This window comes from Segatella copri (assembly GCF_019249765.2).
GTDB lineage: Bacteria > Bacteroidota > Bacteroidia > Bacteroidales > Bacteroidaceae > Prevotella > Prevotella copri_K.
This window is the reverse complement of record NZ_CP152484.1, coordinates 382,600-395,422: the sequence shown is the minus strand read 5'-3', so window position 1 is coordinate 395,422 and position 12,823 is coordinate 382,600. Positions and strand designations below refer to the sequence as shown.

The window sequence follows — 12,823 nt, the reverse complement described above, 5'->3', positions numbered from 1 at the left end:
ATATATATGTTTATTAATATTCTTATTTCAAAGCGTCTTCAATCTCGGAGGTAAGCTTCTCAAGAATATCATCATAAGGTTTCGTATCATTCCGATCCGATTCCTTCTCATATCTCAATGCCACATCAATGAGCGCCATATACAGGATTTCCTTATCGCTCTTTCTGCCTTTGAAAATCTTGGTATATGAGTTTACAATATCATCTATCAGCTTAGCTGATTTACGATAATACTCCTCGTCTTCCCTAGGTATTCTTACAGAAAGATCTGTATCATAGACGTGTAATCGTATGAGTAATTTATCTTGTTCTTGTTCTGCCATCGTTCCGATTTTTACTTTTCACCCAATAGTGTGATACACTTATTGACATCTCTTATGAGCTTGGCGATGCGCTTCTGAGTAGCTTCCATATCATTGTCAGAAATCGTCATCATCTTCGCCATCTTCAAGCTGTCGTAATCACTCTGCGCTTGAGCCAACTTTTCCTCCAATGCCTTGATTTTGGCATCGCGCTCATCCACCATCGCATAGAGTTCAGCATTCTCCTGCTTGACCTCGTCAAACTTGAGAATCATCTGCCTTACTCTTGTGGCAAACGTATTAATTGTTTTCTCATTTGCACTCATGACTATTATTTTTGGCTACAAATTTAAGAGAATTATTTGAATAAAACAAATATTCTGCTATTTTTTTTCATTTTGGGCGCAACATTTGTTACTTTCCCATCTTCTGCTTTGCCTTTTCTACGTCTTCATCTGATGGACGTGGCTCTTTTTTGGCAAGCATCAATACCTGGAAGGTAAAGTCGGTTACCCATTGCTGGCTGAACGCCAAGCGCTTGTTGAACTGGCGCAACTGAAGCACGGTTTTCAGCACACTGGCATCAGAGAAATCATTCTTAGTGAAGATATCTTCTACAGTTTTAGCAGTCAGCTTGTAAAGTGAATTCTTCATGAAGCTAGGCAAACGGAGCTTAAACTTCATCAAGTTGCCCATCAGCATCATCAGATCCTGAGTGAAGTTCTGGAACTGGATGAGATATATGTTTACATCCTGCAGTTTGTGGCAGTTCTTACGGATACTGGAATCTATTTCCTTAAAGAAGGCATCATCCGTATCATAGATATTCTTCATCATTTTCTTCACCTGTGCCTTTTCGCCAATACCCAGACGGTTGTTGACCGTCGGAACATGCAGACTTGTCTTGAAGACACGCAAGTCTGGCAACATGGCCAAATTGGTGATACCTAACTGAGAAGCAAGTGCAGCCTGAAAGTATACACGGACCAAAGTCATGTAATCTTCCATTCCACCTACCTTTTTATCGTCGTCTTTACGACCGAATAGTTTAGCAAAAATTCCCATTCCTTTATTATTTTATTTTCTATATCTATTTAAATTGTTCTGCAAAAATACAATAAAATCAGTAAATACCCAAATCAAAGCGACGTTTTTTATATAAAAAGGTGCTTTTTTTATCAAAAAATGCATTTTTATGGCTTATGATTTCACTCATTCAACTTTTTTTAGTAACTTTGCCGCGTTTTAAGATAAGACTATTCAACTTTATTATATTAGAAATAGAGAAGATATGAAAGGAATCGTATTAGCGGGAGGTTCGGGTACAAGACTTTACCCTATTACCAAAGGTATCAGTAAGCAATTGATACCCATTTTTGATAAGCCAATGATATACTACCCTGTTTCCGTGCTAATGTTGGCAGGAATCAAGGAGATTTTGATTATATCTACCCCATTCGACTTGCCTGGTTTCAAACGTCTGTTAGGCGACGGCAGCGAATTGGGTGTACACTTCGAATATGCAGAACAGCCATCACCCGATGGTCTGGCTCAAGCCTTCATCATTGGCGAGAAGTTTATCGGTAATGATACAGTCTGTCTGGTTTTGGGTGACAACATTTTCTATGGAGCCGGTTTTACGGGTTTACTCAAGGAAAGCGTAAAAGCTGCAGAAGAAGGACTGGCAAGCGTATTTGGCTATTATGTCAACGATCCGGAAAGATATGGTGTAGCAGAGTTTGATGAAAACGGCAACTGCCTGAGCATAGAAGAAAAACCGGAAATGCCTAAGAGCAACTATGCGGTTGTAGGACTCTATTTCTACCCAAACAGCGTGGTGCAGGTGGCTAAGAACATCAAGCCTAGCGCAAGAGGTGAGTTGGAAATAACAACAGTAAACCAGCACTATCTGACAGAAAAGACTCTGAAGGTAAGAACCTTACAGCGCGGTTTCGCCTGGCTAGACACCGGTACCCACGATAGCCTTTCGGAAGCCAGTACCTTTATAGAAGTCATCGAAAAGAGACAGGGGCTGAAAGTGGCATGTCTGGAAGAAATCGCATTCAAACAAGGATGGATTGACAAAGAACAGTTGCTGAAACTTGCCCAACCGATGCTCAAAAACGGTTATGGACAGTATCTGAAAGAACTAGCGGCAAGCAGATAGCACAGATTCTATCATTTATCTTATACGAATATAAAAAGGTGTAAACACAATAGAATATAAAATAATGGAAGAAACAAAGAACTTTGATTTGGGACGTGATCAAGAGCAGGAAGAGAAGTCATCTATTGACTTCCAGCTGATTTATTCTACTCTTATCCTCAACTGGAAATGGTTCGTTCTATCACTCATTGTATGTTTGGGATTGGGATATCTCTACATACGCCATGCAAGACCGCAATACCAGGCAACCGCCAAGGTACTGATAAAGGATGACGACCAGAGAAAGAACAGAGGAATGGGTAACAGCATGATTCAGAATGCTGCAAACCTCGGTTTTATTTCAAACTCAAATGGTATAGACAATGAGATTGAAATTCTTTCGGCTCAAGACTTGGCTAACCAGGCTGTAGTAGACATGAAATGCTACGTGAACTATTACCATAAAGGAACCTTCAGGGATCAGTTAGTCTATAAAGAGCAGGAAGTCAGCGTTGACTTAGACCTGGCTCATCTCAAGAAACTGAATGCTCCTATCAAGCTTCTTATAGAGAAAACTGGCAGCCAGTATCAGGTAACAGGTTCATACTACATACCTGTAGATGCCTTTTCCTATCAGAAGGATCCTGTAAAGATTGAAAAGACTTTAGCTGGTCTGCCAGCAAGCATCAATACACGTGTAGGAACCCTCTACTTCACTCAGAACGGCAAATACGCATTAAAAGACGGTGAGAGCCTGAAGGCGATTATCGTGTCACCAGAAATGGCGGCTAAGGGCTATACAAAAGCACTGACTGTCAGCCAGACTTCAAAGACTACAACCATAGCCGAACTGGTAATGAAAGATGAAGATCCTCAGCGCAGCATCGACTATCTGAGAACTCTGGTAAATGTTTATAACCGCCAGGCCAACGAGGACAAGAATGAAATTTCTTTCCGCACAGAACAGTTCATCAACCAGCGTCTGGAGAAGATCAACAACGAACTGGGCAATACAGAAGGCCAGCTCGAAAGCTACAAGAAGCGTAACAATGTTGTAGAGATGAAGCTCAACGCAACAGCTGCCATCGCTAACTCAGACACATACGCCCAGAAACTCCAGGAGGCTAACACACAGGTTGAACTTCTGAATGAGCTTGGCAAATACATGAACGAACCTGGCAACAGATATCAGCCTATCCCATCAAACGTAGGTTTGACTGATGAAAGTTCAACAGAACTCATCAACCAGTACAACAAAATAGCCCTGGATCGCAACAACGCCTTGCATGCAGCCAGCGAGACTTCTCCTACAATAACTCCTCTGACCGCACAGTTGGATGCACTCACAACATCTATCAAACGTGCCATGAGACAAGCTAAGCTAGGTATGGAAATCCAGCGTAACAGCATAGCCAAACAAGCTGCCATGTATGCCAACCAAATAGGTAACTCGCCAGAGCAAGAGCGAGTTCTTACACAGATTGGTCGCCAGCAGGAAGTAAAATCTGGTCTTTACCTGATGCTTCTTCAGAAACGTGAGGAAAACTCCATTTCGCTAGCAGCAACGGCAGACAAGGGTAAGGTTATCGATGCTCCTTCATTGGAAGGAAAGGTTAGTCCTAAGAATCCTATCATTATGCTGATAGCACTGGTACTGGGTATCGCAATCCCTGCCGGCATCCTCTTCCTGAGAGAATTCTTCAAGTACAAGATTGAGGGACATGAAGACGTGATGAAACTCACTCAGATACCTGTCATTGCCGATATTCCTGTGGCAAGCGACGCTGCCAAGAAGGAAGGAAAGGCTGATATTGTGGTTCACCAGAATGAAAACTACCTGATGGAGGAGATTTTCCGTGGCTTGCGTACCAACATTCAGTTTATGCTGAAGGAAGGTGAAAAGGTCATGATGTTTACCTCTTCTACATCAGGTGAAGGTAAAACCTTCGTGGCTTCCAATATCGGTATCTCGCTTGCCTTACTGGGCAAGAAGGTTATCATGGTAGGTCTGGATATCCGCAAGCCTCGTCTGGCAGAGCTCTTCGAGATTGACAACCACCATAATGGTATCACCAATCTGATTATACACGACCATAACACATGGGATGACATTCAGAAACAGATTCTCTCTTCGGGCGTCAACAGTAAACTCGACCTCCTGATGGCTGGTCCTGTTCCTCCTAACCCAGGAGAGTTGGTAACCAGAGCAAGCCTTGACGACATTATCAGTCAGTTGAAGGAACATTACGACTATGTTATCCTCGATACGGCTCCTGTAGGTCTTGTAAACGACAGTTTGCAGCTTGGACGTCTGGCTAATCTCTGTGTATACGTCTGCCGCGCAGATTATACTCCAAAGGCTAGTTTCGGCATGATCAATGGTTTGAAAGCCGAGAATAAATTGCCTAACATGTGCTTAGTACTCAATGGCGTCGACCTCTCTAAGAAGAAGCACAGCTTCTATTATGGTGTTGGTAAGTACGGCAAATATGGTAAATATGGCAACTATGGTTCTTATGGATCATATGGCAAATATGGCAAATATGGAACTTACGGCCAGTATGGCAGCTATGGTAACTATAGCAACAGCCACTATGGCAATGCCAACGACAACAGTATCAAGAAGTAATCAAGAACATACATACAACAAAGAAAAGAGTCTTTCTATCCAGATAGGAAGACTCTTTTAGATTTTAAAAACATTAAGACTATATGGCAACAATTGCAGTAGATTTTGATGGTACAATCGTAACCCACGAGTACCCGAAGATTGGTACAGAGCTACCTTTCGCCACAGAAACATTAAAGATGTTGATTAGAGACCACCACAAGCTTATTCTATGGAGCGTACGCGAAGGAAAACTCCTGGACGAGGCAGTAGAATGGTGTAGAGAAAGAGGAGTTGAATTCTGGGCTGTAAACAAGGATTATCCTGAAGAGAGTCTGGAGAACAATAACCACTTCTCACGCAAGCTCAAAGCCGACTGGTTTATCGATGACCGAGGTATTGGCGGTTTGCCAGACTGGGGTGAGATTTATCAGATTATCACCAACCATACAAGCTATCGCAGAGTACTGAAGCAGAAGTTCGGCGAGCAGCAGGAAGCCCCTAAGAAGAAGCATTGGTGGAGCCGCGGATAAAGTATTTCTCCAAAAGGATATCCTAGTAAATACGATAAAAGATATCCTGATAGATACAATAAAAGATATCCCAATAAATAAGAAAGGTGTATTGCTCATTGGCAATACACCTTTTTTATTGGGATAAATCTAAGAGTCTGAATTAGAAGAACAAGTAGCGGTTATCAACTACATGAGCGTTCAGATAAAGCTCATTCATGAAGTTACCTGCATACTGCATAGCCTTCTGACGGCACTTCTGCTCGTATGTCTTGTCATCGAACTTAACAGGACGGTTAGTCTTGTTTACAACCTGGAAGAGATAAACACCAGCGTTACCCTTCACAGCATGAGCAGAGAAAGCACCCTTCTTAGTACCTGCAACAGCACCAGAGAGAGCTGGCTCGCTAGCGCCAGTAGCTGCGATGAATACAGGAGCAGCGAAAGTAATCTGGTTTACAGAAGAAACCTTACCACCCTTAGCCTTAGCAGCTGCGATGTTCTTAACACCGTTCAACTTAGCCTCTATCATCTCAGCCTTCTTATCCTTGAGCACCTCTGCCTTAACAGTCTCCTTGACAACTGCATCATTCAAATCACGATAACCGATATGATGAATCTTATCAAGAACCACAACCAACAGGTGGTTGTTGTCACCACACTCATAGAGAGGTGAAATCTCACCCTCCTTGCTATCGAAGATCCACTTCAAAGCCTCGCGTGTAGAATGGATGTTTGCTACATAGTGAACAGAAGTTGTAATATCCTTTAAGTCCTGAACCTTGTAACCTTCCTTAGCTGCATTCTTCAAGAGATCCTCTGACTTAGGATTAGCACTTACGAAACTAGAGAACTTGTTGTAAGCTGTACGGTAAGTACCCTGCGAGAAGTCGATAGGCTTCTTGATAACGGCAGCAGTATACTTGCTGACCATTGCCTTGCGGTCAAGAACCTGAAGAACTACATATCCCTGACCCAGCTGAAGCTGGTTCAAAGAATTGACAGCTGCAGTGTTCAAAGTATTGATGAATGTCTTGTTGTCCTTATCCATAGACTGGGCATACTCATACTGCTTGGTAGTCATCCAAGCCTTGTCACCAGTCTGGCCATACTTCTTAGCGATAGCCTCGAAATCAGCACCACCGGCAATAGCGCCCTGAATAGAATCTGCCTTAGTCTTAGCCTCAGCTACTGAGTTAGCAGCAACCTGGATAACACGATACTGTACTGAATCAGGCAATTCCTGCTTAGCTACCAACTTAACGATGTTCAATGTATTGTCACCGGCATTAGCCTTAACAGCAGAAGTAGAACCTACAGCCATAGAATCGAGCTGAGCAGCGATATCACGTGGGAAAGCATCCTTTGAAACAGGAATACCAAGGTAAGCTACTGTAGAAGCAGACTTACGTACAACCTCTGTAGGATCTGCAGCAGCAGCCAACTGTGAGTGATAACCTGCAAATTCCTTGTTAAGAGCAGCACGGTCTGCATTTGAAGCCTGAACCTCGATATCAACGAACTTGATGTCACGGCTCTCAACAGGCTGCTTGAAGCGTGCCTTGATTTCATCATACTTAGCCTTCAGATCGCTTTCAGAAATCTTTACCTTATCATCCTGAATATCAGAGTATGGGAAAGCAGCCAACTGAATCTGGCTCTCTTCATTCTCCTCCTTGAAAGCCATCTTAGCCTCTACAGGGTTTGACAGGAAGCAACCGGCGAGAAGAGCCTGATACTTCTGAGCCAAAGTCTGCTGGCGGAGAGTCTTCTCGATGAATGACCAGTAGTTGTAAATCTTGGTATACTGATCCATCATCTGTGCGTTAGCAGATGGGTTAGCCTTCTGTGCCTTGTAGTCTGCCAAGAACTTCTGGAGAGAAGATGCGTCGAAACGACCAGTCTGCTGATTAACGAAAGGAGTCTGCTGAAGCATAGGGTTAGTACCTGTCTTCAAGATGTCCTGAAGCTCTGCGTCGGTCACAGTGAGACCCAACTTGCTAGCTTCCTTAGCGATAATCTGGTTCTGGATGTAGGTATTCCATACCATATCCTTCACCTGATTCATCTGCTCTTCAGGAAGATTTTCCTGACCCTGTTGCATTTTAATAACTTCTGAATACTCATCAACGAGCTTCTGGAAATCCTGCACGCTGATTTTTTCGCCCAAAACCTCACCAATCTGCTGGCGCTCATTATTCTTTGCTGAATCGCAAGAGCGGAAAGCTTCCTCGGCAATAAAGGCGAAAAGGCCGAAACTGATGATACAAACCAGTATCACGCCTCTTTTTCTAATTGTTCCTAATGCTGCCATTACGTTTTAATTATTATTATTATTTTTATTTTTTCCTAAGTTTAGATTGAACCACTTTTGATGCTAGTAGCCAATTGTCTGCAAAAATACAAAAATAATACGAGAAAAGGGAATTTTTTGCTATCTTTTTTGACTATTACCTCAAAAAAAGCAAAAAATTCCCTTTTCCTGCTCAGCTATTTGATGATGTGGAGTTTAACAAGCTCTATTTTACGTGATGTTGACTTGATAATCTTGAACTCAAAGTTATCAAACTTAATCACCTCGTTGAGTTTAGGAAAACTCTGATATTCATGCAATATCAAACCGCCTACAGTCATATATTCATCACTTTCCGGCAGTTCAAGACCAAACATATCGTTCACCTTGTCAATCTCCAGTCGTGCAGAAAGGAGATAGTCACCATCATCGGTTTTCTTAGCTACATATTTGGCTGAATCGTGCTCATCTTCTATATCACCGAAGATTTCCTCAACGATATCTTCCAGACTCACCAAACCGCTGGTACCGCCAAACTCATCTACAACGATACCTAAAGACTTCTTCTGCTGCAAAAAAGTCTGCATCAGTTTCTGTGCCTGCATCGTTTCAGGCACAAAAGGAAGTGTACGGATATGATCCTGCCAACGTGAAGGATGGTGGAAGAGTTCGGAACTGTGAATATATCCCGCTATATGGTCTATATCCTCTTCATATACAATGATTTTCGAATTACCGCTCTCTATGAATTTCTGCTGCAGTTCTTCGAGAGAAGTATTCATTTCAACAGCCTGAATCTCAGTACGGGGCACCATACAGTCGCGTACTTTAGTATCGGAGAAATCAAGGGCATTCTGGAATATCTTCACCTCATCATTAATTTCATCTTCATTGGTAGCATTATCGATACTTGACTGCACAAGATAATCAAGATCTACCTTAGAAAAGCCTTCATCCGCCCCCTCAGTATCCATCTTCATACCTATCAGACGCAGCAGGCACTTACTCAAGAAAGTACTGAACTTACTGATAGGCCACAATACCACATAGCACAGATAAGCTACCGGACTGAAGATAGAAAGCAAGCGGTTCGGGTTAGACTTGAAAAGCGTCTTTGGCAGAAACTCACCTGTAAAGAGTACTATCAGCGTAGACAGAATGGTATCTGCAGGCACCGTAAAGGCTGCATCAAAACCTGCGAAAATCGTATTGTCGAAAAGACGGGCTATCAGGATACCATAAACTACAAGGGCTATATTGTTGCCCACGAGCATGGTACTGACAAAGCCATTCGGATGATTATAAAACAAAGATAACAGTCGTTGCGTAAGGCCGTTTTTCTCCTTATCCATCTCCGCCAACATACGGTTGGAAGAGACGAAGGCTATCTCCATTCCGCTGAAGAATGCTGAGAAGACCATCGTAATGAGAATGCCTACGACTAAACTCATATCCACCTGTTCATTCATTATATCTTTTTCTTTTTAATTAGTGCATGATAGGAATCGTAGTGGCTCTGACTGGTGTAGCCGGCTGACGGAAGTTATTCTTGACAGAATCAGGCTGGCTGCTCAAAGTATCGGCAGCACCACCACCTCCTGTCAGGTCTCCCTTTTCAAAGCTACCCTTCGAATTGCTCACATAATAGCGCGTCATCTTTTCATCACTCCAGAAATGAGAACCCTGTAGCGTTCTTTCAGGAGTAACAAGTTTACTGAATACGTTACTTGACAATTCGTGCTTGTTCTGGTCCCAGGTAAGTTGCTCACTATTGAAGCGCAAACCATCTTTGGTCAGGATGCTCACCCTACCATAAAGTTTCCATATCTTCTGCTGATCATAATAATAAGCTGTATCACACTGGATATAACTATTAATATGGAATTTCTCATCAAACTGCTCCAGCAAAAGTCCCTTATCAAAGATCCACAAAGATGGATTCTTGCTGGTATTCACCTCCCACCGTTCTGTTACGATGCGATATTTCATAACTCCCGAGTCGCTTACCAATGTATTTACACCATACGACGTCATCATCGCCACCGAGTCTTGCGGACGGATGGCGGGCGCAGTATGTTCTACCTGGTTCTGGCAACCAGCCAAAATCAGGAACATCAGGATACCGACAACATAAGAGCCTTTTATTCTATACATTATTATATATAGATCTATACATTATTATATATAAGCGGAAGATTAATCCATCTTCCACTTCTTAAACCAATCCTCGTTGAATGTGAATCCGATATTGATACGGAAAGAATTTTCCTTAATCAGATCCTTAGCCGAACTCTTCACCCACTGACCGCTGATATTCAGCATAGAGCGGTTGTTGTAAGAGTTCATGATAGGAATACCGAAACCGGCACTTACAGAGATTTCCTTCGGACCATCAACACCATTCATCTTATAATAAGGTGTGGCGTAGCTGGCACCTACACGATACTGAACACGCTTGAAGAAAGCACGGCTGCGCTCTCCATAGCAATACTGGGCACCAAGATTGAACTTGCTTCTATCCTTGTAGATACCATTTTTCAAGGCGTAGTTGGTTCCATCGAAACTAGGATACCCCAAGCTACCCCACTTCTGCAGACTGTAATCAAAGCCAACCTTCCACTGGTTGTTATGATTCCACATCACACCCGCACCAATCATGGTAGGCAACTTATAAGCCTTGTCAATAGAGTAAGCAGTGGTATCGGTAACACCATTCTGGGTATCATTAGAAATGATTTTCATATCAGCAGAAGCTCCCAGACCATGTCCTGGTGAGAAGGTGACACCTACGGTAGCCCAATCTTTCTTTGAGAACTGATGGGTATACTGTACACCGAAATCAACCTTATAGCTGTTCACCTGCATAGAATAGTAGCGGGTGAGGGTCTTGTAATAAGAATTGCTGTAGCTGTTTGCTACACTTCTGTCTATACTACCCCAGAGATATGAGAAGTTGGCACCTACAGCCAAGCCCTTGACCGGTTCCCAACCCGCACCGATGTATGCCTGATGCAAACCACCATCGCCGGAATAAGTATTAGTATAGTAAGCTTCCTTGTCAGCATTCACCCATTCTGATGCAGAATAATTATAGCCAACATTGGTAAAAGGAATGATACCGAAGCTCATACCTACATGTGGCAGCAAGCGGAAGCCTGCAACAACATACTCAAAATTTGAGTTGTTGGCATTCTTCTTCACACCATTCTCTTCAAAATTTGTCACCTGACCAGAGATGCCGGCATCAAGGATGAAAGTCATAGAATCAATCGAAGCATAAGATGCAGGGTTGAGATAGTTCACCTGATTATGCTCATGAAAGCCAAGACCGACTCCATTCATACCGCGATTAAAACCAGAAGTCTGGTCCGACAAGATGCCAAGACCATACTGGCTGTATGGCGAATTAGTACCACTTTGGGCATTAACCATAAGGGCTGAACCCAACAATAGGGTTGCTAAAAAAAGCTTTCTCATTCTTTAATAATCATTCAAAATTATATTCAGAGTGCAAAAGTATTAAAAAAAATCTAGAAAAAAGAAGGATAATTGAAAATAATAAGGTATTTTTGCATCGTGAAACGTTTTAAGCATATTTTTAGTGCCATTTTAGCAGTAATTTTAATCAATTTAACTACTGAAGTGGCTGCACAGGATTTTTCAAGAGACAAGGACTCTGATATTTCTGTGCAGAACAGTCGTGTCAATGAAGAAGCTACTGCGTGGCTCGATTCTGTTGACATTTCTCTCCTGACTTGCGGACCAGGTCAGGAGGTGTGGTCGTATTATGGACATACCGCTCTACGCATCCAGAACAAAGCTATGGGAACGGATGTTGCCGTCAACTGGGGTATGTTCAGTTTTAACCAAAGTTGCTTCGTACTCCGTTTTGTTTTCGGGCTCACCGATTATCAGATTGGCATCTACCCGATGAGCGACTTCATTGCCGAATATGCACATGAAGGCAGATGGGTAAGACAGCAACGTCTCCGCCTCTCCCGTACAGAGAAACTGGGAATTCTGAGAAGCATCGACAAGAATGCACAGCCGGAGAACCGCGTATACCGCTACAATTTCTTCTATGACAACTGTACGACCCGGGCACGCGAGATGATTCTCTCCAACATTGGAAACCAGAGTACCAACTTTAAAGATATCCCTACCCCTTCTACCTACAGGGAAGAGATTCACAAGCTCAACGGACAGCACCGCTGGGCAAAATTCGGCAATGACCTCCTTTTGGGTTGTCAGGCAGACCGCCCTATAACACAAAGAGAATGGGAATTCTTGCCAGACAATCTGAGCAAAGACTTTGCCACAGAAGGAAGAACCGACTTTATTGATGCATCTCAGACTGCAGACGGCAAGACCAATGCAACAAGTGCCAGCGGCTATATCACTCTGGTAGATGAAACATCCGATATTATCCCAGCCCAGGCACAAATAACAGACGATGCTCCTGTTACACCACAAATGATAGCCATAGCTCTGGCAATCATCATCATAGGAACAACGGTAAGAGAATGTGTAAAAAAGAAAAACTACTGGTGGTTTGATGCCATCCTGCTTGTTCTGACAGGATTACCGGGACTGATTCTCTTTACCATGATCTTCTCGCAGCATCCTACTGTACAGATAAATTTCCAGATTCTGATACTGAATCCGCTCAACCTCATCTTTGTCTGGAAGACTGTCAAGAGGATGAAAGCAGGTCGTCAGTATTGGTATTTCGAACTCCTGGGATGGCTTCTGCTCATTGCCCTGTTCATGCAGATATGGCAGAACTATGCTGAGGGTATGAGTATTTTGGCACTTTCTTTGCTAGCGAGATACTGCGTCAAGTCGACCATGATGGATTTAAGTCCAAACAATTATGGCTTGCAGAAGCATATCGTAAAGAAATTCAGAAAGAATAAATAGACATTAAAATATACGTAAGGAAACGATTGGCACAACATCGTTT

11 protein-coding genes are annotated in these 12,823 nt (G+C 42.8%); 4 read left to right on the top strand and 7 right to left on the bottom strand.

Annotation, left to right across the window (positions count from 1 at the left end; all coding sequences use genetic code 11):
• Positions 1–22: 22 nt before the first annotated feature.
• From KUA46_RS01635 to KUA46_RS01625, 3 genes are all read right to left on the bottom strand, one after another.
• Positions 23–322, bottom strand: coding sequence for a cell division protein ZapA (locus KUA46_RS01635; protein ID WP_022120985.1), 300 nt, complete (start codon positions 320–322; stop codon positions 23–25).
• 11 nt (positions 323–333) lie between these two features.
• The gene (locus KUA46_RS01630) at positions 334–627 is read right to left on the bottom strand and encodes a hypothetical protein (RefSeq protein ID WP_022120986.1); all 294 of its coding nucleotides are present in this window, start codon (positions 625–627) and stop codon (positions 334–336) included.
• Between the two features lie 88 nt (positions 628–715).
• Positions 716–1,366, bottom strand: coding sequence for a hypothetical protein (locus KUA46_RS01625; RefSeq protein ID WP_022120987.1), 651 nt, complete (start codon positions 1,364–1,366; stop codon positions 716–718).
• Positions 1,367–1,592: 226 nt separating this feature from the next.
• Here KUA46_RS01625 and rfbA point away from each other — a divergent pair, with 226 nt between their 5' ends.
• The 3 genes from rfbA to KUA46_RS01610 all read left to right on the top strand — a co-directional run bounded on the left by rfbA (position 1,593) and on the right by KUA46_RS01610 (position 5,588).
• Positions 1,593–2,468 carry a glucose-1-phosphate thymidylyltransferase RfbA gene (gene rfbA / locus KUA46_RS01620; protein WP_022120989.1) on the top strand — a complete coding sequence of 292 codons (876 nt, stop codon included), beginning with the start codon at positions 1,593–1,595 and terminating at the stop codon, positions 2,466–2,468.
• A 64-nt stretch (positions 2,469–2,532) separates the two neighbouring features.
• Entirely contained in the window at positions 2,533–5,076 is a 2,544-nt protein-coding gene (locus KUA46_RS01615; protein ID WP_218486791.1) for a GumC family protein, read from the top strand.
• An 83-nt stretch (positions 5,077–5,159) separates the two neighbouring features.
• Positions 5,160–5,588, top strand: coding sequence for a BT0820 family HAD-type phosphatase (locus tag KUA46_RS01610; protein ID WP_006846429.1), 429 nt, complete (start codon positions 5,160–5,162; stop codon positions 5,586–5,588).
• Between the two features lie 142 nt (positions 5,589–5,730).
• Here KUA46_RS01610 and KUA46_RS01605 read toward each other — a convergent pair whose 3' ends face one another.
• The 4 genes from KUA46_RS01605 to KUA46_RS01590 all read right to left on the bottom strand — a co-directional run bounded on the left by KUA46_RS01605 (position 5,731) and on the right by KUA46_RS01590 (position 11,337).
• Positions 5,731–7,881, bottom strand: coding sequence for a peptidylprolyl isomerase (locus KUA46_RS01605; protein WP_218486792.1), 2,151 nt, complete (start codon positions 7,879–7,881; stop codon positions 5,731–5,733).
• Between the two features lie 176 nt (positions 7,882–8,057).
• Positions 8,058–9,329, bottom strand: coding sequence for a hemolysin family protein (locus KUA46_RS01600; protein ID WP_022120993.1), 1,272 nt, complete (start codon positions 9,327–9,329; stop codon positions 8,058–8,060).
• 19 nt (positions 9,330–9,348) lie between these two features.
• Complete coding sequence (lptC, locus tag KUA46_RS01595) at positions 9,349–10,014, bottom strand: LPS export ABC transporter periplasmic protein LptC (protein ID WP_022120994.1); 666 nt, start codon at positions 10,012–10,014, stop codon at positions 9,349–9,351.
• A gap of 42 nt (positions 10,015–10,056) precedes the next feature.
• Positions 10,057–11,337, bottom strand: coding sequence for an outer membrane protein (locus tag KUA46_RS01590; RefSeq protein ID WP_022120995.1), 1,281 nt, complete (start codon positions 11,335–11,337; stop codon positions 10,057–10,059).
• A 99-nt stretch (positions 11,338–11,436) separates the two neighbouring features.
• On the opposite strand from KUA46_RS01590, the gene KUA46_RS01585 reads away from it, so the two are divergent.
• The gene (locus tag KUA46_RS01585; RefSeq protein ID WP_218486793.1) at positions 11,437–12,780 is read left to right on the top strand and encodes an Lnb N-terminal periplasmic domain-containing protein; all 1,344 of its coding nucleotides are present in this window, start codon (positions 11,437–11,439) and stop codon (positions 12,778–12,780) included.
• The last annotated feature ends 43 nt before the right edge of the window (positions 12,781–12,823 follow it).